26 protein-coding genes are annotated in these 24548 nt (G+C 64.3%); 4 read left to right on the top strand and 22 right to left on the bottom strand.

The features are described 5' to 3' along the window. Positions 1 to 209: 209 nt before the first annotated feature. The 21 genes from LKD23_RS07845 to LKD23_RS07745 all read right to left on the bottom strand — a co-directional run bounded on the left by LKD23_RS07845 (position 210) and on the right by LKD23_RS07745 (position 20240). Positions 210 to 842: a thiamine diphosphokinase gene (locus LKD23_RS07845; protein ID WP_255668177.1), complete on the bottom strand. Its 633-nt coding sequence runs from the start codon at positions 840 to 842 to the stop codon at positions 210 to 212. A 324-nt stretch (positions 843 to 1166) separates the two neighbouring features. Next, on the bottom strand, positions 1167 to 2048 hold the full coding sequence (gene rsgA / locus LKD23_RS07840) for a ribosome small subunit-dependent GTPase A (RefSeq protein WP_227621171.1): 882 nt from the start codon (positions 2046 to 2048) through the stop codon (positions 1167 to 1169). A 10-nt stretch (positions 2049 to 2058) separates the two neighbouring features. Then, a complete protein-coding gene (gene pknB, locus LKD23_RS07835; protein WP_227621170.1) occupies positions 2059 to 3966 on the bottom strand; it encodes a Stk1 family PASTA domain-containing Ser/Thr kinase in 1908 nt (635 codons plus the stop codon). After that, positions 3959 to 4708: a Stp1/IreP family PP2C-type Ser/Thr phosphatase gene (locus LKD23_RS07830; RefSeq protein WP_227621169.1), complete on the bottom strand. Its 750-nt coding sequence runs from the start codon at positions 4706 to 4708 to the stop codon at positions 3959 to 3961. Before LKD23_RS07830 ends, pknB begins: the two co-directional genes overlap by 8 nt. A gap of 13 nt (positions 4709 to 4721) precedes the next feature. Continuing rightward, positions 4722 to 5762: a dual-specificity RNA methyltransferase RlmN gene (gene rlmN, locus LKD23_RS07825; RefSeq protein ID WP_227621168.1), complete on the bottom strand. Its 1041-nt coding sequence runs from the start codon at positions 5760 to 5762 to the stop codon at positions 4722 to 4724. 15 nt (positions 5763 to 5777) lie between these two features. Then, entirely contained in the window at positions 5778 to 7103 is a 1326-nt protein-coding gene (rsmB, locus tag LKD23_RS07820; protein ID WP_227621167.1) for a 16S rRNA (cytosine(967)-C(5))-methyltransferase RsmB, read from the bottom strand. After that, positions 7100 to 8020: a methionyl-tRNA formyltransferase gene (gene fmt, locus LKD23_RS07815; RefSeq protein WP_227621166.1), complete on the bottom strand. Its 921-nt coding sequence runs from the start codon at positions 8018 to 8020 to the stop codon at positions 7100 to 7102. The genes rsmB and fmt overlap by 4 nt, the downstream gene beginning before the upstream one ends. Beyond that, entirely contained in the window at positions 8020 to 8556 is a 537-nt protein-coding gene (gene def, locus LKD23_RS07810; RefSeq protein WP_227621165.1) for a peptide deformylase, read from the bottom strand. The genes fmt and def overlap by 1 nt, the downstream gene beginning before the upstream one ends. Positions 8557 to 8582: 26 nt before the next feature. After that, the gene (priA, locus tag LKD23_RS07805; RefSeq protein ID WP_227621164.1) at positions 8583 to 10844 is read right to left on the bottom strand and encodes a replication restart helicase PriA; all 2262 of its coding nucleotides are present in this window, start codon (positions 10842 to 10844) and stop codon (positions 8583 to 8585) included. 18 nt (positions 10845 to 10862) lie between these two features. Beyond that, positions 10863 to 11435 carry a guanylate kinase gene (gene gmk / locus LKD23_RS07800; protein WP_227621163.1) on the bottom strand — a complete coding sequence of 191 codons (573 nt, stop codon included), beginning with the start codon at positions 11433 to 11435 and terminating at the stop codon, positions 10863 to 10865. A 3-nt stretch (positions 11436 to 11438) separates the two neighbouring features. Then, positions 11439 to 11705: a DUF370 domain-containing protein gene (locus tag LKD23_RS07795; protein ID WP_227621162.1), complete on the bottom strand. Its 267-nt coding sequence runs from the start codon at positions 11703 to 11705 to the stop codon at positions 11439 to 11441. A 21-nt stretch (positions 11706 to 11726) separates the two neighbouring features. Further along, on the bottom strand, positions 11727 to 12605 hold the full coding sequence (locus LKD23_RS07790) for a YicC/YloC family endoribonuclease (protein WP_227621161.1): 879 nt from the start codon (positions 12603 to 12605) through the stop codon (positions 11727 to 11729). A gap of 209 nt (positions 12606 to 12814) precedes the next feature. Continuing rightward, positions 12815 to 14218, bottom strand: coding sequence for an oxaloacetate decarboxylase subunit alpha (locus tag LKD23_RS07785; RefSeq protein ID WP_227621160.1), 1404 nt, complete (start codon positions 14216 to 14218; stop codon positions 12815 to 12817). 16 nt (positions 14219 to 14234) lie between these two features. Continuing rightward, complete coding sequence (locus LKD23_RS07780) at positions 14235 to 14618, bottom strand: biotin/lipoyl-containing protein (RefSeq protein WP_015563969.1); 384 nt, start codon at positions 14616 to 14618, stop codon at positions 14235 to 14237. 50 nt (positions 14619 to 14668) lie between these two features. Then, entirely contained in the window at positions 14669 to 15988 is a 1320-nt protein-coding gene (locus tag LKD23_RS07775; protein ID WP_227621159.1) for a carboxyl transferase domain-containing protein, read from the bottom strand. A 158-nt stretch (positions 15989 to 16146) separates the two neighbouring features. Then, positions 16147 to 16983 carry a pseudouridine synthase gene (locus LKD23_RS07770; protein ID WP_227621158.1) on the bottom strand — a complete coding sequence of 279 codons (837 nt, stop codon included), beginning with the start codon at positions 16981 to 16983 and terminating at the stop codon, positions 16147 to 16149. Positions 16984 to 17088: 105 nt separating this feature from the next. After that, positions 17089 to 17496, bottom strand: a complete 408-nt coding sequence (gene ytfJ, locus LKD23_RS07765; RefSeq protein ID WP_227621157.1) for a GerW family sporulation protein — start codon at positions 17494 to 17496, stop codon at positions 17089 to 17091. An 86-nt stretch (positions 17497 to 17582) separates the two neighbouring features. Continuing rightward, positions 17583 to 18311 (bottom strand): DUF2953 domain-containing protein, encoded by a 729-nt coding sequence (locus LKD23_RS07760; protein WP_227621156.1) that lies wholly within the window; start codon positions 18309 to 18311, stop codon positions 17583 to 17585. Next, positions 18308 to 18850, bottom strand: a complete 543-nt coding sequence (gene scpB, locus LKD23_RS07755) for an SMC-Scp complex subunit ScpB (protein WP_227621155.1) — start codon at positions 18848 to 18850, stop codon at positions 18308 to 18310. Before scpB ends, LKD23_RS07760 begins: the two co-directional genes overlap by 4 nt. Then, complete coding sequence (locus LKD23_RS07750; RefSeq protein ID WP_227621154.1) at positions 18847 to 19578, bottom strand: segregation and condensation protein A; 732 nt, start codon at positions 19576 to 19578, stop codon at positions 18847 to 18849. Before LKD23_RS07750 ends, scpB begins: the two co-directional genes overlap by 4 nt. After that, the gene (locus LKD23_RS07745; protein ID WP_227621153.1) at positions 19578 to 20240 is read right to left on the bottom strand and encodes a site-2 protease family protein; all 663 of its coding nucleotides are present in this window, start codon (positions 20238 to 20240) and stop codon (positions 19578 to 19580) included. The genes LKD23_RS07750 and LKD23_RS07745 overlap by 1 nt, the downstream gene beginning before the upstream one ends. 207 nt (positions 20241 to 20447) lie before the next feature. Between LKD23_RS07745 and rpmB the strand changes: the two genes are divergently transcribed. The 4 genes from rpmB to LKD23_RS07725 all read left to right on the top strand — a co-directional run bounded on the left by rpmB (position 20448) and on the right by LKD23_RS07725 (position 22516). Continuing rightward, the gene (gene rpmB / locus LKD23_RS07740; protein WP_005932647.1) at positions 20448 to 20636 is read left to right on the top strand and encodes a 50S ribosomal protein L28; all 189 of its coding nucleotides are present in this window, start codon (positions 20448 to 20450) and stop codon (positions 20634 to 20636) included. A gap of 76 nt (positions 20637 to 20712) precedes the next feature. Then, positions 20713 to 20889 (top strand): DUF4250 domain-containing protein, encoded by a 177-nt coding sequence (locus LKD23_RS07735; protein WP_227621152.1) that lies wholly within the window; start codon positions 20713 to 20715, stop codon positions 20887 to 20889. Positions 20890 to 20908: 19 nt separating this feature from the next. Next, positions 20909 to 21664: an esterase family protein gene (locus LKD23_RS07730; RefSeq protein ID WP_227621151.1), complete on the top strand. Its 756-nt coding sequence runs from the start codon at positions 20909 to 20911 to the stop codon at positions 21662 to 21664. A gap of 18 nt (positions 21665 to 21682) precedes the next feature. Next, a complete protein-coding gene (locus LKD23_RS07725) occupies positions 21683 to 22516 on the top strand; it encodes a sugar phosphate isomerase/epimerase family protein (RefSeq protein ID WP_227621150.1) in 834 nt (277 codons plus the stop codon). 188 nt (positions 22517 to 22704) lie between these two features. On the opposite strand, the gene LKD23_RS07720 is transcribed toward LKD23_RS07725, so the two are convergent. Then, the gene (locus LKD23_RS07720; protein WP_227621149.1) at positions 22705 to 24387 is read right to left on the bottom strand and encodes a PASTA domain-containing protein; all 1683 of its coding nucleotides are present in this window, start codon (positions 24385 to 24387) and stop codon (positions 22705 to 22707) included. Positions 24388 to 24548 lie beyond the last annotated feature (161 nt).

The following is a 24548-nucleotide window of genomic DNA, read 5'->3' as shown; positions in this document are numbered from 1 at the left end:
CACAAACCCCCGCCGCGCCCCCGGTCTTCCCGGGCGGCACGGCGGCTTCTGTTTTCTTTAGTCCTGCGTTTCCTTTTTTATCCCGAACAGTCTGCGGAGCAGCCCCCTCAGACACTTGGGGCTTTTGAGCACGACCACCTGCATAGCGCCGACCACCTTTCTCTCGTTTTCTATGCCATTATAGGCGGGCGGGGCGCAGAATGTGACTCTCAGCTCAGGATCGGGCCATCCGGCACCGTCTCCACCACCACCAGCGCACCCTTCCGGGTGGAGATGGTGATGCAGTCGGAGCCGTCGGCGTACTCGTTGCTGACGCCGAGGGGGTAGCCTGCGGTGAGGACTGCGTCCGTCAGCTCGTAGAACGAGCCGCGCTCCGAGACGCCCTCAGCCCTGCCCTCCATCGGAAAGACGGAGAGGTAGAAGTATCCGCCCTTCGGGTAGCGGCGGGTCTCGCCGGGCATCACGAAGGTGATGCGGCTGCGCTCGTCGAGGAGCGTGGCCCGGACGCCCCGCTGCTCAAGGCCGAGGCCGGTGCAGAGGTTTGCCAGCGTGTGCTCGAGGCGTCTGCCGCCCAGCGCACCCAGCAAAAGCGCCTCGTCGAAGCCCTTCTCGGAGGCCAGCTTTGCCGCATATTCGGTGTCGGTGTCGTCCTTGACGTGGGGCAGGACGACGATGTCGTCCTCCTCCTGCGCCGGGCAGGGCGCGGTGTCGAAGTCGCCCACGATGATGTCGGGGCGGCAGCCCAGCGGTTCACAGTTGCGGTAGCCCGCGTCGCAGGCGATGATGGTGTCGTCGGGCCGCAGCGCCGCAGCCAGCGCAGGGCTGACGGGGCAAGCCGACAAAATAACACAGCGGGACATTGATTTCCTTCTTTCTAGGGCCTGCCCCCGTAAGCGAGGCCCACCCTTTTGCGTAAAATTACACTTTCAGCGGGCAGTTCAGAGTGGCCCGGCTCGCCAGTGGCTCCCCCTTTGGGGGAGCTGGCGCGGAGCGCCTGAGAGGGCAAGGACGCTGACAAGACAGCTCCACACAGCGATCGTATCGCTCTGACAAAAAGGCTGCCTATCGCTGCGCAGCAGCTCTGTCGTAACTGGCTTGCCCTCTCCGTCTGCTTCGCAGACACCTCTCCCAAAGGGAGAGGCTTTTGCTCACGGGAAGGCTTTGCCTTACACTCCCCTCGGCCTCTGCCACTCCTTCACGTCCTTGACCTCGTCGTACATGGCGCAGTAACTGTCGTAGCGGGTCTGGGAGAGCTTGCCCTCGGCCAGCGCGGCCCGGACGGCGCAGCCCTTCTCCGAGCGGTGAGAGCAGCCGGTGAACTGGCACTCGCCGAGGTAGGGGCCGAACTCCGGGAAAGCGTGTTCCAGGTTTTCCTTGGGGATGAAGCCCGCCCGGCTGGCCTCGAGGCTGGCAAAGCCCGGGGTGTCGGCGATCCGCCCGCCAAAGGCTTCAAAGATCGTCACCTCGCGGGTGGTGTGGCGGCCCCGGCCCAGCTTCTGGCTGATGGCGGCGGTCTCCCGCTCTACATCGGGCAGCAGGGCGTTCAGGAGGGTGGATTTGCCCACGCCCGAGTTGCCGCAGAAGGCGCAGAGACGGCCATTGATCCAGTTCCGGATCTCATCGAGGCCCTCCCCCGTCCGGTGGTCGATGCGGATGAAGGGCAGCGTGGACTTCTCGTAGGCACTGCGCAGGAACTCCGCCTCGGCGAGGTCGCCCTTGGTGCAGACGATGACGGGCTGGACGCCCTTGTCCACGGCGATGGCCGAGAGCTTATCCAGCACGAGGGTGCTGGGGGTGGGCTGGGTGGTGCTGGCTACGAGGAACAGCACGTCGAGGTTGGCCATCGGCGGGCGGACGAAGACGTTCCGCCGGGGCGCGATGGACGCGATGACCGCCGCGCCGTTTTCCGTTTCCAGCGTCACCACATCGCCCGCCACGGGGGTGAGCTTCTGCTTGCGGAAGATGCCCCGGGGCTTGCACTCCACGATGCCTTCCGACGTTTTGACGTAATAAAATCCGCCGATGCCTTTTGTGATATAACCTGTCATAGTCTCTCCCTTACCCCAGCCACGACGTCCACCAGTCGCCGAGGCCGCCGCCGGTGCTCCCGGAGGAGGCGCTGCTGCTCTCGCTGGCGGCAGTGCTGGACGAGGACGAGCTGCCGCTGCCGAACAGGCCGCTCCACCAGCCGCCGCCGGAGCTGCCGGAGCTGCTGGCGCTCTCGCTGGGTGCTTCCGGTTCCGGTGCAGGCTCCGGCCCTGCGCTGACCACCACGCTGACGCGGGTGTTGAGCTTGGCCGATGCGCCCTCGCCGGGCGACTGGCTGATGATGGTGCCCACGGGCTGGTCGCTGTACTGCTCGGTCTGGCCGCCGAGGCCCAGCTTCTTCTGCACCAGCAGGGTGCGGGCGTCGTCCACGTTCATGCCGATGAGGCTGGGCACCTTGGTGGTGGTGGCCACCTGCGGGCGGCTGACGTAGATGACGACGGTGGTGCCTGCGGCCACCTGACTGCCTGCGGCGGGGTCGGTGCGGATGATGGAGCCTGCGGCCACCGATTCATCCACGGCCTGCGTCACCAGCACCGAGACGCCCAGCTCCTTGAGCTGCTGTTCGCCGTCGGCCTGCACATAGTTGGTCAGGTCGGGGACGGTGACGTAGTGGACGCCGAGGCTGACGGTGAGGGTCACGCTCTGGCCCTCGCGGACGGTGCGGCCCGCCACCGGCGACTGCTTGTAGACATGACCGGCGGCGTAGTCGTTGCTGTACTCCTGCTCCCAGTTGACGACCACCTGCCCGGAGGCCACCTGCGGGGAGGCGTTCACCTCGTCCTGCGTCATGCCGCTGAAATCGCTCAGCACGATGTCGGCTTTCTTGTTCATGATGTTGCTCGAGTCGCTCAGGATGACCCAGCACAGGGCCGCGCAGGCCAGCGCAAAGGCCGCCGTGATGCCCAGCAGCACCGGCATAAAGGCACCGGGCTTCTTCTTTTTCGCCTTGGTGCGCGTTTTCTGCGCCTCGGGCGGTCTGCGGATGGTCCGCTTTTCTGCCATAGGTTCATTCACCGCCTTTTCGGGGACTTCCTCTTTTACATACTGATAGTCGAACGTGATGGACGGGTCGCGCACATAGGCGTCCAGCGCTTCCAGCATCTCGGCGGCGCTGGCGTACCGGTTCACCGGCAGCTTTGCCATGGCGCGCTCTGTGATCTGGACAAGGCCCAGCGGCACCTCGGGGGCCAGCTCGGCCAGCGGCTTCGGGTCGTCCGTGATCTGCTTGCGGGCCACCTCCACCATGTCGTCTGCGTCGAAGGGGAGCTTGCCCGAGAGCATCTCGTACATCATGACGCCCACCGAGTACAGGTCGCTCTTGGGGTCGGTCTCGTCTCCCCTCGCCTGCTCGGGGCTGATATAGTGGACGCTGCCCATCGCCTTCCGGCCGTTCTGGATCTGGTTCTCCGCCCGGGAGATGCGGGCGATGCCGAAATCCATCATCCGCAGCTGGCCGTTGTCCAGCAGCATGATGTTCTGGGGCTTGATGTCCCGGTGGACGACGCCGTTGCGGTGGGCGTGGTCGAGGGCGCGGAGGATCTGGCCGATGAAGTGGACGGTCTCGCGGCTGGTGATCTTGCCGCCCCGCTCGTTGAGGTACTCCCGGAGGGTCATGCCCTCCACACACTCCATGACGATATACTGTAAGTTCTCGCTGACGGAAACGTCATACACCTTCACGATGTTGGGGTGGTTGAGCAGGGAGATGGCCTTGGATTCGTTCTTGAAGCGGCGGACGAGGTCGGCGTCGTGCATCAGCTCCTGCCGCAGCACCTTGACGGCCACGACCGTCCCCTCCGGCACAGGCCCGCCGGGGGCCGTCACCACAGCCTTATAGACGTTGGCCATCCCACCGGTGCCGATCAGCTCCCGGATGGTGTAAAGCCCATCCAGCGTCTTCCCGATGAGATTATCCATGCTTCACCTCCAGCGGCTCCACACCCAGCAGCAGCGCGGTGATGTTGTCGGGGCCTCCGCCCGCGTTGGCGGCGTCCACCAGCCGGTCGGGGATGTCGTAGAACCCGCCCTTGGTCAGCAGCTCCTCCATCTTGTCCTTGGGCAGGACGTTGGTGAGGCCGTCGGTGCAGAGCAGCAGCAGGTCGCCCTGCTGGACGGGGCAGCTGGTGAACTCCGGCTCAAGGCGGTAGTCCACGCCCAGCGCCCGGGTGATGATGTTCTTCTGGGGGTGATGCTCGGCCTCCTCGGGGGTGATGGTGCCGCAGTCCACCAGCTCCTGCACATAGGAGTGGTCGTGGGTCAGCTGGGTGAGCTTCCCCTCCCGGCAGAGGTAGGCGCGGGAGTCGCCTGCGTGGCAGACGTAGGCCGTCCCGCCCCGCACGAGGGCGCAGACCGCCGTGGTGCCCATCCCCGCAAGCTCCTCCACCCGGGAGGCTTTCTGGAAGACGAAGCGGTTTGCGCTGATGAGCGCCCGCTTCAGGAAGCTCTCCTCGTCGCCGGGCAGACACTGGGCGTACTGTTCAAGGAAGCAGTGCTCGATGACGTCGCAGGCGCTCAGCGAGGCCTCACGGCCTCCCCTTGCGCCGCCCATGCCGTCGCACACAAGCCCCCATGCCGCGCCGCCGGGCAGCTCCCCCGCCCGGTAGTCGTCCTGATTCTCCTGCCGGACGCTGCCGACGTCTGTTTTTCCTGCAAGTTTCATAGGCTTCTCCTTTTTAGGCTTTGCCGTTCATCTCGTCGCGGCGGAGCTGGCCGCACGCGGCGCTGATCTCGCTGCCCAGACGGCGGCGGACGGTGGCGTTGACGCCGAGGCTCTCCAGCTTCTGCTGGAAGCGCCGGACGTTGGCCGCGTCGGTGGCCGAGTAGGGGCTGCCATCCACCGGGTTGATGGGGATGAGGTTGACGTGGGCGCCCATGCCCCGGATGAGGTCGGCCAGCTGCTTGGCGCAGGCGTCCGAGTCGTTGACCCCCCGCACCATCGAGTATTCGAAGCTCACCCGCCGGCCCGTGGTGTCCTGATAGCGGCGCACCGCCTGCATCAGCACCTCCACCGGGTAGGCATCGTTGACGGGCATCATGCCGCTGCGGATGTCGTTGTTGGGGGCGTGGAGGGAGACGGAGAGGGTCAGCTGCAATTTCTTCTCCGCCAGCTGGTCGATCTTCGGCACGAGGCCGCAGGTGGAGAGGCTGATGTTCCGCATCCCGATGTTGACGCCCTCGGGGGAAGAGATGTTCTCCAGAAAGCGCATCACTTCGTCAAAATTGTCCAGCGGCTCGCCAATGCCCATCAGCACGATGTGAGAGATGCGCTCTCCGATGTCCTTCTGGGCGGTATAAATCTCGGAACAGATCTCGCCCGCCTCGAGGTTGCGGACGCGGCCCGCCTGCGTGGACGCGCAGAAGCGGCAGCCCATCCGGCAGCCCACCTGCGTGGACACGCAGACCGTGTTGCCGTAGTGGTAGCGCATCACGACCGTCTCGATGCAGTTGCCGTCGGCCATCCGCAGCAGGTATTTCACCGTGCCGTCCTTGGCCTCCTGCCGCCGCTCGATGATGGGCGCGGCGATGTAAAAGGCCTCTTCCAGCTTTGCCTGCAGGGTCTTGGGCTGGTCGGTCATGGCCGAAAAGTCGGTCACGAGCTTCTGGTGCACCCAGTGAAAGATCTGCTTGGCCCGGAAGCCGGGCTGGCCCATCGCTTTCAGCTCCGCCGTCAGCTGTTCCAGCGTCAGGGAGGATATACAGCGTTTTGTATCCATTGGAATCTCCTTTTATCAGGGAACTTTCTGCATCGCGCAGAGGAAAAAGCCGTCCATGCCGGTGCGGGTGGGCACCGAGAGAGCGCCCCAGTCCCCCACCGTCATCCCGGCGGGGAAGGCCACCTCCGGCGTCACCACCCGGAACTCCGGGTGACGGCCCACAAAGGCCCTCACCTGCTCCTCGTTCTCAGAGGGGTCGATGGTGCAGGTCGAGTAGACCAGCCGCCCGCCGGGCTTGAGATGGGCGGCGGCTGTATCCAGAATGGCCGACTGGGTGGCCAATAATTCATCGTGACGCGCTTTTTCGAGGGTCTTGTACCGGATGTCCGGCTTCTTGGCAAGGATGCCGAGGCCGCTGCACGGGGCGTCCACAAGGATGCGGTCGGCCATGGGCAGGTCTGCGTCCGGCTTGGTGCCGTCCGAGACCCGCGGCTCCACATGGGCAAAGCCCATCCGCTCCACGGCCTTCCGGATGAGCTGGACGCGGTTCTCGCTGACATCGCAGCTCACCAGCCGCCCCTCATCTCCCATCTCCTCGATGAGGAGCAGGCTCTTGCCGCCGGGGGCGGCGCAGAGGTCGAGGACGGTGTCGCCGGGCTTTGCCTCCACGCAGAGGGCGGCAAGCTGGCTGGCCTGCCCCTCGACGTGGAAGTATCCCTCCCGGAACAGCCCGCTCTCTGCCGGGCTGCCCTCGAAGCGGGCCAGAACGCTGCCCGGCACGAGGCCCGGCGCGGCGGTCTTCGCGCCCGAGGCCAGCAGTTTTTCGCAGAGGGCCTCCGGCGTCCCTTTCAGGGGGTTCGCCCGGAGGCTGGTCAGGCCGCCGTCTGCGGTGTGGGTCAGGATGTCCAGCGCCTCGTCGGGGTAGCTGGCGTGGAGGAAGGCGGCCACATCCCGGCCCGCCGACCCCAGCACCATCAGCCGCTCCACCGCGTCGGCAAAGACGGCGGTGTCGAGGTCGTAGGCGATGGCACGGCGCAGCACGGCGTTCACGAGGCCGGAGGCGCTGGCCTTCTTGAAGGTGCGGGTCAGCTTGACCGCCTCGTTGACCGCCGCCGAAGCGGGCACCTGCATATACCGCGCCTGTGCCAGCGCGGCGCGGAGAATCTCCCGCACCTGCGGGTCGAGCTTGGCCAGACCCTTGGGCAGGAACTGCCCGAGGATATAGTCCAGCGTCCCCCGGTGCTCAAGGACGGTGTAGAAGATCGCGCTGGCGAAGGCCTTATCCCGGCCTTCCAGCTTCTGGCGGCGCAGCTCTGCGTCAAGGATGAGGTTGGAAAAGCCGTCCTGCTCCTGCCGCACCAGCGCCGCCACCGCCGCTGCGCGGGGGTTCGGGCCGCTCACAGGGTATCCCCCGCCTTGAGGCGGAGACCAGCCGCGAAGGAAGTGCCGTCCATGGGCTTCTTGCCCTCCGGCACGACATGGAGCAGCTGGATGGCACCCTCACCGCAGGCCACGGTCAGGGGCTTGGTCGCCAGCACCGTGCCAGGGGCCTCCCCGTGGCTGTCTGCCACGCGGCACTCCGTCACCTTGAGCTTTTTGCCGCCGGAGGTGACGAACCATGCGCCGGGCCACGGATTCATCCCCCGCACCCAGTTGTGGATGTGGGCGGCGCTCTCGGTCAGGTGGAACTCGGCCATCTCCTTGCTCAGCATGGGGGCCGCAGAGGCGTTCTCGTGGGCCTGCGGCACAGCTTTCAGCGTACCCGCCGCAATGGCAGGCACCGTCTCACAGAGGACGCGGGCACCCACAGCCGTCACCCGGTCGAACAGCTCTCCGCTGGTCTCCTCGGGGTCGATGGCGATCTTCTCGCAGGCCAGCACATCGCCGGTGTCGAGGCCCTCGTCCATCTGCATGATGGAGACGCCCGTCTCGGCGTCGCCATTCAGCACGGCCCACTGCACCGGGGCGCTGCCGCGGTACTTGGGCAGCAGAGAGACGTGGAGGTTGATGCAGCCATATTTCGGGGCTTCCAGCACCGACTTGGGCAGGATGCAGCCATAGGCCACCACCACGATCAGCTCCGGAGCCAGTGCGCGGATGTTCTCGTCCTCACTGCCGTCCCGCAGGGTGCGGGGCTGAAAGACGGGGGTGCCGTGGGCCAGCGCCACCTCCTTCACCGGGGGCGCGGTGAGCACCTGCTTGCGGCCCACGGGCTTGTCGCGCCGGGTGTAGACCGCGCAGATGTCGTGGCCCGCCTCATACAGGGCCTTCAGGCAGTCCGCCGCGATGTCGGGCGTGCCCATGAACAGAATGCGCATCAGTCGTTCTCCTTCTTCTTGGCGGCAGCGGCGCGGCCCTCCTCGGTGTCTTCATAGAAGAACTCGCTGGACTCCATGATGGTGATGCCGTCCAGATGGTCGTTCTCGTGCTGGATGCAGCGGGCCAGCAGGCCCTCGGCCTCCAGCTCGAACCACTCCCCGTGACGGTCCTGTGCACGCACCTTGACAGCCACCGGGCGGGTGACAGCACCGTTGTGGCCCGGGAAGGACAGGCAGCCCTCGTAGGCGGTCTCCTCGTCCTCGGACACGGCCAGGATCTCAGGGTTCACGAAGTCGATGAACTTGTACTCGTAGTTCTCGGGGATCTCCTCGGGGGCGTCGGTGGTGTCCCACACCACGAAGACGCGGCGCAGCATCCCCACCTGCGGGCCTGCGAGGCCCACGCCGTCGGCGGCGATCATCGTCTCGCGCATATCGTCCAGCAGGGTGGCCAGACGGTCGTCGAAGTTGGTCACAGGGCGGCAGACCTTATTCAGGATGGGGTCGCCCTCTTTCACAATGTTGCGGATAGCCATGAAGTATACCTCCAAATCATCTTATCTCAAATATCACCGTCCGAGTGCATATCCACGGCCACAGTAGCCTTAGCGGGCAGTTTTTCCTGCTCGTAGAGGCCGAGGGTCTGGCGGACAAGGTCGCGGAAGCGCCTGTCCGCCCGGCACTTGATGGTGAGCTTGTAGCGGTAGTTCTCGTTGATCTTTTCGATGTTGCCGGGGGTGGGGCCGAGCACCCGCAGGGGCAGGTCGGGCTGCTGCGCGGCCTGACGGCCCAGCAGCGCCGCAAAGCGGGCGGCGGCCCGGGCCACCTCGATCTCCTTCGGCCCGGAGAAGCCCACGACGCAGAGGCCGCAGAAGGGCGGGTAAAGTCCTAACTTGCGGTAGGCGATCTCCTGCTCGAAAAAGGCGTCATAATCCTGCGCAGCGGCGAGGTTCAGGACGGGGTTGTCGGGGTCGGTGGTCTGGATGATGGCAAAGCCCGGGTCCTTGGCCCGGCCGGAGCGGCCCACCACCTGCGTGATGAGGCTGAACACCGTCTCGTAGGCCCGGAAACCCTGCGCGAAGAGGAGCGAGTCGATGCCCAGCACCCCCACAAGGGTCACATCCTCAAAGTCGAGGCCCTTGGCCACCATCTGGGTACCCACCATGATGTCGTACTCGTGCCGGGCGAACTTCGCCAGCAGCTTTTCGTGGGCGTCCTTAGCGGCGGTGGAGTCCTGATCCATCCGCAGCACCCGGGCCTCGGGGAACAGCTCCGCCAATTCCTCCTCGGCCTTCTGGGTGCCGAAGCCCCGGTAGAGCAGCTTTCCGCCGCAGGCGGGGCAGCTCTTGGGGGGCGGGTCCAGTTGGGTGCCGCAGTAGTGGCAGAGCAGCTTGTGGCCTGCCTTGTGGTAGACCATGGGGACGCTGCACTTGGGGCACTTGAGCACCTCGCGGCAGTCGTCGCACTGGGCCATGGTCTGATAGCCCCGCCGGTTGAGCAGCAGGATGGTCTGCTTGCCCGCGTCGAGGTTGCGCCGGATGGCGTCCTCCATCGCAAGGCTGATCTCCCGGGGGTTGCCCGCCGCCAGCTCGGCCCGCATATCCACGATCTTCACGCTGGGCAGCGGGTTGCCGCCGTAGCGCTGGGTGAGCCGGACGAGCTGGGTGCGGCCCTGCCGGGCCGCGTAGAAGCTCTCGGTGCTGGGGGTGGCGCTGGCGAGGAGAAGGAGGGCCCCATTCTCCGCCGCACGCTGCCGGGCCACCTCGTGGGCGGCATAGCGGGGCGACGACTCGGAGCGGTAGGTGTGCTCCTGCTCCTCGTCGATGATGATGAGGCCGATGTTTTCCAGCGGCGCGAAGATGGCGCTGCGGGTCCCCACCACGATGTCTGCGCCGCCGTCCTGTATCATCTGCCATTGCAGCAGCCGCTCGGTGTGGTTCAGCGCCGAGTGCTGGACGGCCACCCGCCGCCCGAACTGGCCCTTCAGCCGAAGGATCATCTGGGGCGTCAGGCTGATCTCCGGCACCAGCACAAGGGCGCGCCGCCCCAGCGCCAGACACCGCTCGATGAGCTTCAGAAAGACCAGCGTCTTGCCGCTGCCGGTGACACCGTAGAGCAGCGCCGAGTGGGGCGCGGCATCCTCAAGGCCGGGCAGCAGGGCGTCGAAGGCTGCCTGCTGCTCTGCCGTCAGGCGGATGGGTTCGTTTTTCAGCGGGATAGACGAATACAGGTCGATGGATTTGTTCACCTTGCTGCATTCGACGACACCCTTGGCGCAGAGGTTGTCGAGCACCGCCCGGCTGATGCCGTGGGCCTCCATCTCGTTCTGGGTGCGCTCTCCCCCGCCCAGCAGAGCCACCGCCGCCAGCTGCTTGGCCGTGGGCTTGGGTTTTTGCTGCAAGGTCCCCACCAGCTTATAGCAGTTCTCGGTGTGGCGGGTCAGCTGCTTCTGGAGCACCGGCGTCACGCCGTCCGCCGCAAGGGCGGGCTTGTACTGTGCGCCGTAGGGGATGACGGCCTTGACGGCCTCGTAGTAGGTGCAGAAGGTGCGCTCTTTCAAAAAATGCACCAGCCGCAGCAGCTCCGGCGTCAGACAGGCCGAGGCAGGGGCCACGTCGAAGAGGTATTTGAGCTTTGCGTGCTCCGGCTCCTCGTCGCAGGCCAGCACGACCCCCATCCGGGCCTTGCTGCCCCGCCCGAAGGGGACGAGGACCATGCTGCCGAGGCGGACGGCCTCCTGCTGGTCGGGCATGACGGCGTAAGTGTAGAGTTTGTCGAAGTGAAAGGTCGCGTTGCTCACGGCAACGCCTACCGTTTTTGGCATTCGCGGCTCCTTGAATTGTTATTTGTCGAGGCCTGCCCGCTCCCGGATGATGCCGTAGAGCTTCTCGGCGCAGGCATCCACCTCGTCGTTCACGAGGGTGAGGGTGAACTTATCCTGCTCTGCCAGCTCTTTTTTTGCCGTATCGAGGCGCTCGAGGATGCTTGCCTCCGTCTCGGTGCCGCGGCCCCGCAGACGGCGCTCCAGCTCCTCCACAGACGGCGGCAGCAGGAAGATGGTGGTCGCACCCGGGAACATCCGGCGGATGTTGGCCGCGCCGTGGACGTCGATGACCAGCACCACCAGCTTGCCCGCTTCGAGGCGCTTATCCACCTCTTCGCGGAGGGTGCCGTAGTAGTTGCCGTTGTAGAAGTTGTGCTCCACCACCTGATCGGTGTCGATGAGCTGCCGGAACTGCTCTACGCTGCGGTAGTAGTAGTCCACACCCTCCTGCTCCCCGGGGCGGGGTGCACGGGTGGTGGCGGAAACGGTCTTTTCGATCTCGGGGTGGGCCGTGCGCAGGGCTTTGACCACACTATCCTTGCCCGTGCCGGCGGCACCGGAGACGACAAACAGGTACTTTTCGTTTTCCATTTTTTACTGCTCCTCTTCTGTCGTTTTCCCTTCCGGCTGGCCCGCTGCGCGGCCTGCCACCGTCTCGGGCGTCAGGGCCGAAAGGACTACATGGTCGGAGTCCATGACGAGCACGGCCCGGGTGCTGCGGCCATAGGATGCATCAATGAGCATCCCCCGCTCCCGCGCCTCCTTCACCAGACGCTTGACCGGCGCGGAGTCGGGGCTGACCACAGCCACCACCCGCCCGGCACTGACCAGATTGCCAAAGCCGATGTTGATGAGCTTCATCTGAACTCCTCCGTATTCTGGTTACTCCAAGTTCTGGATCTGTTCGCGGATCTTCTCGATCTCCGCCTTCATATCCACCACGATGCGGGTGATGTCGAGATCCTGACACTTGGAGCCGATGGTGTTGGTCTCACGGTTCAGCTCCTGCGTCAGGAAGTCCAGCTTCCGGCCCACCGGCTCGTCCAGCTCCAGAATGGAGCGGTACTGGGCGATGTGGCTGCGCAGCCGGACGGTCTCCTCGTCCACAGCGGTCTTGTCGCCAAAGATGGCGGCCTCGGTCAGGACGCGGGCATCGTCGATGTTCCGATCCTCCAGAATGGTCTTGAGCTTCTCGTAAAGGCGGTTGGTGTAAGCCTCCACCCGGCCTGCGCTCAGGGTCTCCACCTTCCCCACGCACTCCTCGAGGAAGCTAAGGCGGCCCTCCACATCGGCCTTCATCTTTGCGCCCTCGGCGGCACGCATGGCGATGAAATTGTCCAGTGCCTGCGCCGTCACGGCGGAGACGTCCGCCCAGAGCTGCTCCTCGTCCACGTCGGCGTGGCGGGTGGCCAGCACATCAGGGAAGCGGGCCAAGCCCGAGGTCGTGATGTCGTTTTTGATGCGCAGCTCTTCCGAAATACTGCGCAGGGCCTGCTGATAGCTGCGGGCCAGCTCCATGTTCACGGTGACGACGGCGTCGGCAGCCTCCACGTTCTGGACGGTCATGCTCAGCTCGACCTTGCCGCGGGAGACCCGCTCGTTGAGCTGCTTTTTCAGGCGGCTGTCCATGTAGTTGCAGCTGCGGGGAATGCGGGAAGAATACTCGAAATACCGGGAGTTGACGCTGCGCAGCTCGACCGCGATCTCGCGGCCATTGCATACAGCTGTCCCCCGGCCAAAACCGGTCATGCTCAGGATCATATGCGGTACGTTCCCTCTCTTTTTATGGGTGGATATGCGGACAGATCACGGTATATGTATCCGCGTTTGGGTACACAAGCCCATGTTACGATACATATGTTATTATTCTACTCTGATAGCCGCTTTTTTGCAAGCCGGGAAAGATAAAAAAGTGGACGCAAAAAGCCCCCCGCAGCACTGCGAGGGGCTTGGGTGCTTATGCTGTTTTATCAGACGGGATGAGACTTATTTGCAAAATCTGCATGGTCTGCATCCACGCCCTGTGCCTTGGCATTGCGCTTCTCAAAGAACTTGGGAGCGACCTGCGGGAACATGGCGTAGGTCAGGACGTCCTCTTCCTGCGTAGCCCACTTTGCAGCCTCAGCCTTCAGCTTGTCCATCTCAGGTGCGAGGGTGTCAGCAAAGCGGCAGGTGATGGGCTTCTCGTCGCCGAGGATCTTCTTGGTGAACTCAGGGCTGATGGGAGCCGGAGTCTTGCCGTAGTCGCCGTGGACGAGGCCCTTGAACTCCTTGGTGACCATCTTGTAGCGCTCGCCGAGGATGACGTTGAAGACAGCCTGCGTGCCGACGATCTGGCTGGTGGGAGTGACCAGCGGAGGATAGCCTGCATCCTCGCGGACGCGGGGGATCTCAGCCAGCACTTCGTCCAGCTTGTCTTCCTTGCCGGCATCCTTCAGCTGCTTGAGCATGTTGGAGAACATACCGCCCGGCACCTGATACAGCAGGGTGTTTGCGTCCACGCCCAGAGACTTGGGGCTGATCTGGCCGTTGGCGATGTACTTCTCACGCAGCTTTGCGAAGTATGCGCGCACGACATTCAGCTGCTTGAGGTCGAGACCGGTGTCGTAATCGGTGCCCTGCAGGGCGGCGACGAGGCTCTCGGTGGCCATGTGGCTGGTGCCGCCGCTCAGGGGGCTCATGGCGGTATCCACGATGTCCGCGCCTGCCTCGATGCCCTTCAGCAGGGACATGGAAGCCAGACCGGCGGTGTAGTGGCTGTGGATGTCCACAGGGATGGACAGGGTATTTTTCAGCTCCTTGACCAGCTCATAGCTGGTGTAGGGGGTCAGCAGACCGGCCATATCCTTGATGCAGATGGAGTTTGCGCCCATCTCCTCGAGGGTCTTGGCGTACTTGACGTAGTACTCGTTGTTGTGGACGGGGCTGAGGGTGTAGCTGATGCAGCCCTGAACGTGTGCGCCCTCGTTGTTGGCGGCCTTGATGGCAGTCTGCAGGTTGCGGGCGTCGTTCAGTGCGTCGAAGATGCGGATGACGTCGATGCCGTTTGCGACGGACTTCTTGACGAAGTACTCGACGGCGTCGTCCGCGTAGGGGCGGTAGCCCAGCATATTCTGGCCGCGGAACAGCATCTGCAGCTTCTGGTGGGGCAGCTCCTTGCGCAGGATGCGCAGACGCTCCCACGGATCCTCATCGAGGAAGCGGATGCAGCTGTCGAAGGTCGCACCGCCCCAGCACTCGACGGAGAAGTAAGGGATCTTGTCCATTTCGGGCAGGATGGGACGCATCTCGTCCATCGTCATACGGGTGGCCAGCAGAGACTGGTGGGCATCGCGCAGGACGACTTCCGTGATCTTGATGGGCTTTTTAGCCATTGTTGTCACCTCTCTCTTAGTTCATGGAAACCAGAGTGTCACCGGAGTTGACGGTGTCGCCCTTATGCACGTTGATGGAAGCAACGGTGCCATCCTGAGGAGCAACGATCTCGTTCTCCATCTTCATGGCCTCGAGGATGACCAGCACATCGCCAGCCTTGACGGAAGCGCCGGCAGCGACCTTGACGTCCAGAATGTTGCCGGGCATCGGAGCCTTGACCTCAACAGCGCCTGCGGCAGCAGGAGCAGCGGGTGCGGCGGGAGCAGCAGCGGCGGCAGGAGCCGGAGCGGCCTTGGGTGCGGGTGCAGCAGCAGGAGCCACGGGAGCAGCGCCGGCAGCGGTCTCCTCGACAGAGACGCTGTAAGCAACGCCATTGACGGAAATGTTGTAGTACTTCATGGAAGAATCCTCCTGAAAAATCCAAATCGATTCGTTAGATGTACGTTTTCTTACAGAGCCATGTTGCCGTGCTTCTTGGGCAGACGGGCAGCACGCTTGGTGCTCAGCAGCTCGAAAGCAGCCACGACGCTTGCGCGGGCGTTGGCGGCCTCGCAGGTCATATCAGCAGCGCCTGCGGCCACAGCAGCGTCTGCGCTGCAGACCTCAGCCACATAGGCAGCAGCCTTGGCCTTGGTGGCGGCGACGATGTTGTCGGAGGCGTCGATCTCGTCCTTGTACAGCACGGAGACGGCTGCGGAAGGCTCGAGGGCGCTGACGGTGCAGCCCTTGACGGCAATCTTCAGGTCGGCTGCGGCCAGTGCGGTGTACACAGGGCCGACGGCCTTACCGGCGATCAGCGCGACCTTGGCGGTGGTAGCATCGGCATAGGTCGCAGCCAGACGGGCAGCCTCACGGATGCCGCCGGCGATGTCGTCGGTGGTGCTGGGCACGAAGCCCTCCGTGTTCACGATGGTCAGCACCGGGACGCTGAATGCGTCGCACAGGCGGACAAAACGGGAAGCCTTGGCCACGCAGTTGTGGCACAGCTGCTTGCCGGTGGACACGACGCCCACAGCGTTGCCGCCGATGGTGGCAAAGGCAGTGTAGACGCTCTTACCGAAGCCGGCGTACATCTCCACAGCGCTGTCCTTATCGATGAGGGCAGCAGCGGCCTTTGCAGGCTCGGCATTTGCGGCCAGAACAGCGGTGGGCTGCTCGAACTCGAAGATGGCGGGGCCGGTCAGGTTGTTGGCAGGCAGCAGACCCACGATGTGGGCGGCCTTCTCCGCAGCCTCAGCAGCGTCAGCGGCCACGATGGCGGCCACGCCTGCCTTTGCGGCAGCAGCGGCAGAGCCGGCGTCAGCCACCTTGTCACCCTTGGCAGCGGCGGTGAAGGGAGCGGTGAAGAACAGCTCTGCGCCCTCTGCCATGATGCAGACGTCTGCGTTGGCAGCGCTCAGGGCGCTGGTGCCGCCGCAGACGCCCAGAACGACGGCCACCTGAGGCACGACGCCGGACACCTTGGCGATGGTGGCGTTGAGCTTGGCGGAAGCGTTCAGAACGTCCAGACCCTCAGCCAGCTTTGCGCCGACGGAGTCGTAGAAGGTGACGACCGGGCAGCCCGTCTGGGCAGCCAGCTCAAGGACCTTGATGTTCTTTTCAACATCCTTGACCGAAACAGCCTCGCCGTTCTGGAAAACGGCGTAAGCCTGCTGACCGGCAGCATAGCCGCTGGCAGCGCTCACCGCGCCGTCCGCAAACAGAGCGGTGTATTCCCCGTCATCAAAAAACTTGGCGAGGATTTCTCCTTTGGTACTCTTTGAAGCCATGGTAAGACCTCCTGCTTATCTGTGTGAGTTTCAAAATTAGGTATATTATACCCGATTTCCCCAAGATTCTCAAGCCTTGTTCCATTCCTTTTTTTCAGAGAATGTCACAAGTTTGGCAAAAAGAGAGGAAATATCGGACACATTGCCCAGAAGCCGCTTTACTTGCGCTTTTTGCCGACGGCGGCTTTGTTCCCGCCCACCGGGCCGCGGGGGCGGCGGGCCGCTGCCTTGGACTGCAGCGCTGCCGAGCGGGTCTGTGCACGGCCCTTGGCCGCAGCGGCGCGCAGGCCGTTCACCTCTGCCTTGGTCAGCTCACGGTACTTGCCGGGCTGAAGCATCCCCAGCTTGACGACGCCCTCGGCGTTCCGCTTCAGGCGGATGACCTCGAGGCCCACTGCCTCGCACATCCGGCGGATCTCGCGGTTCTTGCCCTCTTTCAGGGTCATCTCCATGACGGTGCGCCCCGGCTCGTCGGTGACGACATTGATGGCGCAGGGCATGGTCTTGGTGCCGTCATCCAGCACGACGCCGGAGCTGAGCTTCAGGATCTGGCTCTCGTCGGCCCGGGGCTGGACGGTGACGCGGTACAGCTTGGAGATGCCGCCCGACGGATGGGTGACGGCCTGTGCGAATGCGCCGTCGTTGGTCATCAGCAGCAGGCCCTCGCTGTCCTTGTCGAGACGGCCCACGGGGTACAGGCGGGCCGGGATGTCAGTCACGAGGTCCATGACCGTCTTGCGGCCCAGCTCGTCGCTGGCGGTGGTGACATAGCCGCGGGGCTTGTACAGGGCCAGATAGTACAGCTGCTGGTTCTTCTGGATATAAATGCGCTCGTCGTCCACATGGAGGACGTCGCGGTTGGGGTCCATCTTGTCGCCCACCTTCACGGGGTGGCCGTTGACCTTTACGCGGCCCTCCGCAATGATCTGCTCAGCGGCGCGGCGGGAGCACAGGCCCTGCTCACTCATAATCTTCTGGATGCGTTCTTCTGCCATAATAAAATCTCCTTGTGCGCCTCCCGGCGCTCAAATAGGGCTGCTGGGGCAGCCTCAGTTCAGTCACTGCGGCCCGGGCGGGCCGCAGGTACGGCGTAGATGGGTTTATTCCTCCGCTTTCGGAGCGGCAGTCCCCTGCTTCTCCTCTTTTTTCAGCAGAGCGCTGACCTTGTCCACCAGCTCGGGCAGCATGGTCAGGGCGCGGTCGATGGTGTTGGAGCCGTCGGACAGCTGGATGGTGCGCACACAGCCGTCCTTCACCACCAGAAAAGCCACCGGCTGGATGTTGACGCCCGCACCGCTGCCGCCGCCGAACAGGTCCTTGTTGGCGGCGTTCTTGCCGTCAAAGTCGGTGCCTGCGGACGCAAAGCCGAAGGAGATGCGGGACACCGGCAGGATGGTGGTGCCGTCGTCGGTCTTGATGGGCTTGCCGATGATGGTGTTGGAGTCTGCCATCTGGCGGATCTTGTCCATTGTGACGTTCATTAAACCTTGAATCGGATGCTCAGCCATAAAATCGGCCTCCTCTTATTATTTTCCGGGAAACCCGCAGGCTCCCTTTTCAAAGGATACACCATACGAGTTTATTGTAACACATTTTATAGGAAGACGTCCAGCACTTTTTCGCGCCAGAACTCATACAGGACCCGCACCGCCGCTGCGACGATGAACAGCAGCCGGGCGCTGAGGCGGAACGAGACGCGGTCGGCCACCGTCGGCTCGGCAGAGCCGAAATCCGGCAGGATGCGCAGCTCCTCGAAGTCGAGGTAGACGAAGCGGTCGATGACGCCGAGAGACGGGTAGAGCCACGCATTCAGCCTGCCGTAGGCGCGGGCGGCTTCGGCGGGGTCCTCGCCCCGGACGCCGAGGCAGACCCGGATCTTCGTGACTCGCAGGGAGCCGAAGACGGCTTTCGTCAGCCGCCCTGCCCCCCGCAGGATGGTCACGAGAATGTTGAGGGTGAGCTTCGCTTTCTTGCGGGGCGGCGTCTCTTTTTTGGGCTTCTTCGCCTCTTTCGCGGCCCGTTCGGCGGCTTTTTTCCGCCGCCGCTCCGCGCGGCTGGCCCGGAGCTTCGCCTTCAGCTTCCCGAAAAAGCCCTTCGGCTCCTCCGCTCCCGCAGGCGGCGGGGCGGGCCACCGGAACACCGGCTGGGTGATGCCCGGCACACCGGCCCGGATCGTCACGACGCCGTTCTCCCAGCAAAAGTCGGCGCAGAACGGGCAGAGCAGGGCGAGGGCCAGCAGCACCAATAAAATAAGGAGCAGGATGCCCACGATCTTCAGCAGGGTCAGCAGCAGCCAGCCCAGCGCCCCCAGCACCGCCATCATCGGACCGCCTCCCCTTCCGCTCCCTCGTTCTGGCCCCGCACGGGCGGCAGGTCCGCCAGCGAGGAAAGGCCGAAGCACCGCAGGAAAACGTCCGTTGTCCGGAAGCTCACCGGGTGGCCGGGCAGATCAAGGCGGCCCGCCTCCTCAATGAGTCCCTTCTGCAAAAGGCTGCTGACGCTGGACGAGGAATCCACGCCGCGCACCTGCTCGATGAAGGCGCGGGAGACGGGCTGATTGTAGGCGATGACCGTCAGCGTCTCCATCGCCGCCGGGCCGAGGGGCACCGAGCGCCTCGCGTCCAGCAGGCGGCGGACGCAGTCGGCCCACTCGGTCTTGGTCGCCAGCTGCCAGCGGGTGTCCAGATGGAGCAGGCAGAGGCCCGAATCCTCCCGGGCATAGCGGGCGCGCAGGTCCTCCAGCGCAGTCTCCACTGCGGTCTGGGGCAGCTGGACGGCGGCGGCGAGTTTATCGGCGCTTACCGGGTCACCCGCCGCAAAAAGCATCGCCTCGACGGCGGCTTTGGTCTGTTTCTGGTTCATTCTTCCTCCTTTGCCTTTTCACGGGGCAGGCGTCCCCGCTGCATGGCCAGCTCCCCCTTCGGACCGAGAATGACGCGCCCGCCGCGCACCAGCTCCAGCAACGCCAGAAAGGTGGCCACGTTGGTGCTGCGGCTCTGGCTGCGGGCGAAGAGCTGGCTCATCCGGGCCGCGCCCCCCGCGATGAGGCGGCGCAGGATGTACACCACCCGGCTGCTCACCGACACCTGCGGGGCGGCCACCAGCGGCTCAAAGACCGCCTGTGTCGGGACACGCCGGGCGGGCGTGCGGCCCATCAGCCCCTCCCAGCAGTCGGCCAGCACCTGCGGCAGATGGTTGAGAGCGTAAGTCTCGTCCCGTTCCAGCCGCAGCGGCGGGCGGACGAAGGTGGGCGACGCCTCGGCGGCGGCGCGGAGCGCGGCCGACATCCGGCGGCACTGGTCGTACTCGATGAGCTGGCCGGTCAGCTCCTGCTTCATCCGCTCACCCTCGGTGCTGCGGGGCAGCAGCAGGTAGCTCTTCATCTCCACGAGGTGGGCCGCCATCTCGATAAAGGAGCTGGAAACGTCGGGGTCCACGGCCTGTGCGGCCTCCACGGTGCGGGTGTACTGGTCGATCAGCGCAAGGATGGGGATGTTGTGCAGGTCCATCTTGTGCTTCGTCACCAGCGCCAGAAGCAGTTCCAGCGGCCCCTCGAACTCCTCCAGATGAAAGGTAAGCTCCTCCGCCATCAGATCACCGCCCCCAGAGATGCGTAGTAGGCCGAGTAGGCGATGCTGTCGATGTACTGGGTGCCTGCGTCCAGCAGGTCCCACACCACGCTGTTCATCACGCTCAGCGGGCCGTCCAGAACGCCGCTCCAGACCGCCGCCAGCATCACCACAAGGATGACCTTTTCATACTTCATCATCCCGAAGTAGATGCGCTCGGGCAGCACCGCCAGCAGCACCCGGCTGCCGTCCAGCGGGGGCACGGGGATGAGGTTGAACACCGCGAGGCTCACGTCCATGTACACTAAGTATTGCAGGAAGAGCGCCAAAAAAATCGTCGCTTCGTTGACGGGTGCCCAATAATAGAGCAGCTTCCAGACCACCATCGACAGGTAGGCCAGGATCAGGTTCGCCACCGGGCCGGCCAGCGCGGTGAGGGCCATGCCCTGCTTGGGGTTTTTAAAGTTGCGGGGGTCGGTGGAGACAGGCTTTGCCCAGCCCACGCCCGCAAACACCATGCACAGCGTGCCCAGCAGGTCGAAATGGCGGAAAGGGTTCAGCGACAGCCGCCCCTGCTGCTTGGCCGTGGGGTCGCCCAGCAGCCATGCAGCCAGCGCGTGGCCTGCCTCGTGGAAGGGGATGACGGTCAGAGCGGCCAGCACCCGTGCGAGGGTATAAAACATTCTTGGGGTCATGGTGTTCTCCTGTTTTCTATAAGATATACGAGTTTATTGTACTATTTTTTTCGTGTTTAGACAAGCGTTTGGGCCTCAGACGAAAAAAAGCCGCAAAAAAATTGAAAAGGGGGTTGCTTTTTGGCGGCTGTTCTGGTAAAATAGTCAAGCTGATTATTTTGATTCCATAACTTCACTGTAGGAGGTGCAAGTACCATGGCTAAGTGTGAATGCTGCGGCAAGGGTGTTACCTTCGGTATCAAGGTCTCTCACTCTCATCGCCGTTCCAACCGTACCTGGAAGCCGAATGTCCGTCGTGTCAAGGCGGTCGTGGAGGGTTCTCCCAAGTATATCTACGCATGCTCCCGCTGCCTGCGCGCTGGCAAAGTCACCCGCGCTGTCTAAGCTGATGCGTATTGCCGGTCACTTTGTCGAGTGGCCGGCTTTTTATTTTATCACCGGACTTTGGGAGGAAACTGAGATGGCACTGCCGAGCGACCCGATCATGCTGCTGAGCGTGGTCAACCTCAAGCTGCGCGACTTCTACCCCAGCCTCGACGCCCTCTGCGACGACATGGACGCAGACAGGGACGCCCTGTGCAAAACGCTTTCCGCCGTGGGCTACGCCTACGACGCAGCACGCAATCAATTCATCTGACAGGAAGGAGCTTTTCAGAATGGAAGGCACTTATTACAAAGAGTGGAGCGCGGTGCTCGACCGCGCGATGGAGTTCAAGGTCTACGGCCACGGCGGCGTGCCGGTGCTGGCACTGCCCGCCCGGGGCGGCCGTTTCTACGACTGGGAGAACAACGGGATGCCCGAGGCCGTAGCACGGCTGCTGCACGAGGGAAAGATGCAGCTCTTCTGCGCCGACAGCATCGACGCCGAGAGCCTGCTGGCGGGCCATGAGACGCCCCGCCGCCGGGCCGAGATGCAGGAAAAGTATTTCGTCTACCTGACTGCCGAGCTGGCCCCCCGCATCGCTGCGCTGAACGCCCCGGAGGCCAAAAAGCCTCCCCTCATCTGGTGCGCTGGCGTGGACACCGGCGCCTATCAGGCCGTCCAGTGCCGCCTGCGCCGCCCCGGGGTCTTTGCGGGCGCGGTGGGTCTGTCGGGCCTGTACGACATGAGCCGCTTCCTCGGCGGCTGTGAGGACGACCTTGTCCTCCGCAGCAGCCCCCTCGCCGCCCTGCGGAAGAACGGCATCTGCAACAAAAACCTGCTGGCCAAGGCCGAGGATAACACCCTCCTGCTCTGCGTGGGTCAGGGCGGCTACGAGGGCGACGCCCTTGCTGACACGCAGGCTCTGGCCGACACCCTGAAGGAGACCGGCCTGCCCTGCCACCTCGAAGTCTGGGGCGGCGACGTCTCCCACGACTGGTACTGGTGGGGCAAGGAGTTCGGGATGTTTGCCGAGCGTCTGTTCGGCTGAGCGTAAGGAGGATGCGGGATGTCGGAATTTATCGTCGGCGCACGAGGCCATGATTTTGGCCGTCACAGCGTGGAAGAGCTGCTCTGCTCCATCGGAGACGCAGGCTTTCGCTGCACCCAGCTGGCCTACACCAAGGCCGTGGAGGGGGTCAAGAGCTATGCAGACGTGACCCCTGCGCTGGTGGACGCCACCAACGCCGCCGTCCAGAAGAGCGGCGTGTCCATCGCCGTAGACGGCACCTACGTCGAGCTGGGCTATGCAGACGAGGACAAGCGCCGCGCCGAGGTGGCGAAGGCCCTGAGTCAGGTGCCGGTGGCAAAGGCTCTCCGGGCCGGCTGCATGGGCAGCGAGACCACCAATATGGCAAAGCAGCCCACCGTGAGCCGCAAAGAGGCGCAGGAGGCCCTGCTTCGCAGCCTCGGCGAGATCATCCCCGTCTGCGAAGAGCAGGGCGTGCTCTTCGCGGTGGAGTGCGTCTATTACCATTCCATGAACACCCCCGAGGCCGTCCGGATGGTGCTGGACACCATCGCCAGCCCCAACCTCCGGGTCATCTGCGACCTTGCGAATTACGTCGGCCCCGAGAACGCCTCGGTGGACGCCCAGCGCCGCATCTGGGACAAGGTCGGCAGCTGGTACGGCGATAAGATCGCGGCCGTCCACTTCAAGGGCCAGAACTTTAAGCCCGACGGCACCCTCTACTCCACCAGCCTCGAGGATTCCTGCGTGGACTACAAAGGCGGCTTCGAGATGCTGCGCGCCCTGCCCCAGCCCGTCCTCCCCGTCCTGCGGGAGGAGGCTGTCCCGGCCCGCGCCGCCAGCGATATTGCGTTCATGAAGAGCTTTTTCTGAAGCTTCTGAAATAAAAAATAAGAGGCTGCTGGCCTCAACCTCTCCGTCACGGCTTCCGCCGTGCCACCTCCCCTATCGAGGGGAGGCTTTGGCATGGCAGAAAGCTTTTCCTCTTCGCCAGAGGCTCCCCTCGGTAGGGGAGCTGTCTGCGAAGCAGACTGAGAGGTTGACCAGCAGCCTCTTTTTATTTAATCCGTATCGTATTCAATGCCATCCTGCACGGCGTCGCCGCCGACGGCGGGGCCTTCGGTGTCAGGCGGCGTTTCGGTACTGCCGGAGGCGCTGGCGGCGGCATCGCCCGCGATATAGAGCACCACCGTGGTGCCCACCTCCACCATCGTCCCGGCGTCCTCGCTGGCCGAGACGACACAGCCTGCGGCCTCCGAGCCGTCGTTGACCACCGTGAAGCAGGTGGCGTTCAGCCCCTTGGCGGCAAGCTCCTGCACGGCGCTGTCCTGCGTCTGGCCGATGATGTCGGGCATCTCCATCATCTGGGGGCCTCGGCTGACCACGAGGCTGATGGTGTCCCCCTTCTGGATGACCTCGCCCGCCTCCGGCGTCTGCCGGATGATGCGGCCCTTCTCTACCGTGTTGCTGTATTCCAGCGTAACATAGAAGAGGTAGTCGTTGATATAGCTGCGGTTGTTCCGCACCTCCGCGTCATAGTCGCGGCCCACGAGATCTGGCGTCAGGATGATGTTTTCGTTTACCGGCTCGCTGGCGGCCTCGCTGACGGAGTCCGGCTCCGAGGCCGACGGCGCTGGGCGGGCGTCGTTCTGGCGGCTCAGAAGCCCCCAGAGGATCAGCACGATGAGGACGCTCAGCAGGATGAGGATGCCGGCCAGCAGGTTGCGGACGCTGAGCAGCTCGGCCTTTGCGGGCGCTCTCGTCTCCTGCGGGGCGGGAGACGTCCGGGGGGCCAGACTCCGGGCCAGCTCCTCGGCATACTCCCGCTCCGAGAGGGCGCGGAAGAGCTGCTGGACGGTCTGGATGCGCTCCACCGGCTTGAGGCGGAGGCCCAGATACAGCGTCTCCGAGACGTAGGGCGGCACAGCCGAGGAGACGGTGCGGGCCTTGGGGTTGGAGTCGGAGACGAGGCGCTGGGCCGCCGGGACGGGGCTTACCCCGCAGACCATCCGGTAGAACACCGCCGCAAGGCTGTATTCGTCGGTGTAGCGGCCCTCGAACTCCGCCGTGGAATACTGCTCCGGGGCCGAGTAGCCCTCGTACAGCTGCTCGTGGAGGCCGCTGCCCGCCGTCCGCAGGCCCACCGTCGCATAGCCCGTCAGCCGGGCGCGGCCATTGTCCAGAATGCGGATGTTGGCCGGGCAGATGCCCCGGTGCACAAGCCCCACCTGATGCATGGCCTCCACCCCCCGGAACACCGGCTCCAGCATCGCGCAGGCCTGCTGCGGCGTCACAGTGCCGTGCTCTTCGAGCCACTTCTGAAGCGGACAGCCGCCGGGGTTCTCCATGACGGCGTAGACCGTGTTGTTCTCTTCAAAGACGTCCAGCACCGCCTCGAGGCCGTTGGCCGGGGTGATGCGCTGGATGAAGCGGTAGAGGTCGGCAAAGTCCATCCGGGTGGTCTTGAACAGCACCTCGCTGCCGGGCTTCGGGCGGAGGATGCAGTCCTTCCCCCGCTCTGCGGCCAGCGTCAGGGGCATATACTCCTTGATGGTCACGCGGAACGGCCCGGTGTTCTCGACGCCCCGGTAGAGGATGCCCTCGCCGTCCACGCTCTTGATGTCCCCCACCGTATACCGGCCCGCCAGCACCGTGCCCGCGGGGAGACTGCCCGCCGGGTTGCGCCCTGCAAGCTCCCGGCCGCAGTGGGGGCACTGTGCCCTCCCCTCTTCCAGCTCCTGCATACAGTATGGACAAATGCGCTTTCGCTCCATGTCGGCCCCTCCCCATCCTCTTGTTTCCTTTTTATTATAGCATAGCCTGCGCAAAAATGGTATCGCCCTTTCTTAACCGCCCCAAAAAGCCCCCTCTTCTTTCCGCAAACGCAAAAAGGCCCCCGGCCCGT

This window comes from Faecalibacterium butyricigenerans (genome assembly GCF_020687345.1).
GTDB lineage: Bacteria > Bacillota > Clostridia > Oscillospirales > Ruminococcaceae > Faecalibacterium > Faecalibacterium butyricigenerans.
This window is presented reverse-complemented; position numbering and strand designations above follow the sequence as displayed.

What these genes read in the sequence shown, in the direction of transcription:
- LKD23_RS07790 (WP_227621161.1), bottom strand. Translation starts at nt 12,605, where the DNA reads ATGATCCTGAGCATGACCGGTTTTGGCCGGGGGACAGCTGTATGCAAT.
- rsgA (WP_227621171.1), bottom strand. Translation starts at nt 2,048, where the DNA reads ATGACAGGTTATATCACAAAAGGCATCGGCGGATTTTATTACGTCAAA.
- LKD23_RS07760 (WP_227621156.1), bottom strand. Translation starts at nt 18,311, where the DNA reads ATGATGGCGGTGCTGGGGGCGCTGGGCTGGCTGCTGCTGACCCTGCTG.
- LKD23_RS07725 (WP_227621150.1), top strand. Translation starts at nt 21,683, where the DNA reads ATGTCGGAATTTATCGTCGGCGCACGAGGCCATGATTTTGGCCGTCAC.
- LKD23_RS07775 (WP_227621159.1), bottom strand. Translation starts at nt 15,988, where the DNA reads ATGGCTTCAAAGAGTACCAAAGGAGAAATCCTCGCCAAGTTTTTTGAT.
- pknB (WP_227621170.1), bottom strand. Translation starts at nt 3,966, where the DNA reads ATGGATAATCTCATCGGGAAGACGCTGGATGGGCTTTACACCATCCGG.
- LKD23_RS07780 (WP_015563969.1), bottom strand. Translation starts at nt 14,618, where the DNA reads ATGAAGTACTACAACATTTCCGTCAATGGCGTTGCTTACAGCGTCTCT.
- gmk (WP_227621163.1), bottom strand. Translation starts at nt 11,435, where the DNA reads ATGGAAAACGAAAAGTACCTGTTTGTCGTCTCCGGTGCCGCCGGCACG.
- LKD23_RS07770 (WP_227621158.1), bottom strand. Translation starts at nt 16,983, where the DNA reads ATGGCAGAAGAACGCATCCAGAAGATTATGAGTGAGCAGGGCCTGTGC.
- LKD23_RS07745 (WP_227621153.1), bottom strand. Translation starts at nt 20,240, where the DNA reads ATGTTTTATACCCTCGCACGGGTGCTGGCCGCTCTGACCGTCATCCCC.
- scpB (WP_227621155.1), bottom strand. Translation starts at nt 18,850, where the DNA reads ATGAACCAGAAACAGACCAAAGCCGCCGTCGAGGCGATGCTTTTTGCG.
- LKD23_RS07720 (WP_227621149.1), bottom strand. Translation starts at nt 24,387, where the DNA reads ATGCAGGAGCTGGAAGAGGGGAGGGCACAGTGCCCCCACTGCGGCCGG.
- priA (WP_227621164.1), bottom strand. Translation starts at nt 10,844, where the DNA reads ATGCCAAAAACGGTAGGCGTTGCCGTGAGCAACGCGACCTTTCACTTC.
- LKD23_RS07750 (WP_227621154.1), bottom strand. Translation starts at nt 19,578, where the DNA reads ATGGCGGAGGAGCTTACCTTTCATCTGGAGGAGTTCGAGGGGCCGCTG.
- fmt (WP_227621166.1), bottom strand. Translation starts at nt 8,020, where the DNA reads ATGCGCATTCTGTTCATGGGCACGCCCGACATCGCGGCGGACTGCCTG.
- LKD23_RS07730 (WP_227621151.1), top strand. Translation starts at nt 20,909, where the DNA reads ATGGAAGGCACTTATTACAAAGAGTGGAGCGCGGTGCTCGACCGCGCG.
- def (WP_227621165.1), bottom strand. Translation starts at nt 8,556, where the DNA reads ATGGCTATCCGCAACATTGTGAAAGAGGGCGACCCCATCCTGAATAAG.
- ytfJ (WP_227621157.1), bottom strand. Translation starts at nt 17,496, where the DNA reads ATGGCTGAGCATCCGATTCAAGGTTTAATGAACGTCACAATGGACAAG.
- LKD23_RS07735 (WP_227621152.1), top strand. Translation starts at nt 20,713, where the DNA reads ATGGCACTGCCGAGCGACCCGATCATGCTGCTGAGCGTGGTCAACCTC.
- LKD23_RS07795 (WP_227621162.1), bottom strand. Translation starts at nt 11,705, where the DNA reads ATGAAGCTCATCAACATCGGCTTTGGCAATCTGGTCAGTGCCGGGCGG.
- LKD23_RS07785 (WP_227621160.1), bottom strand. Translation starts at nt 14,218, where the DNA reads ATGGCTAAAAAGCCCATCAAGATCACGGAAGTCGTCCTGCGCGATGCC.
- rpmB (WP_005932647.1), top strand. Translation starts at nt 20,448, where the DNA reads ATGGCTAAGTGTGAATGCTGCGGCAAGGGTGTTACCTTCGGTATCAAG.
- rlmN (WP_227621168.1), bottom strand. Translation starts at nt 5,762, where the DNA reads ATGGATACAAAACGCTGTATATCCTCCCTGACGCTGGAACAGCTGACG.
- LKD23_RS07830 (WP_227621169.1), bottom strand. Translation starts at nt 4,708, where the DNA reads ATGAAACTTGCAGGAAAAACAGACGTCGGCAGCGTCCGGCAGGAGAAT.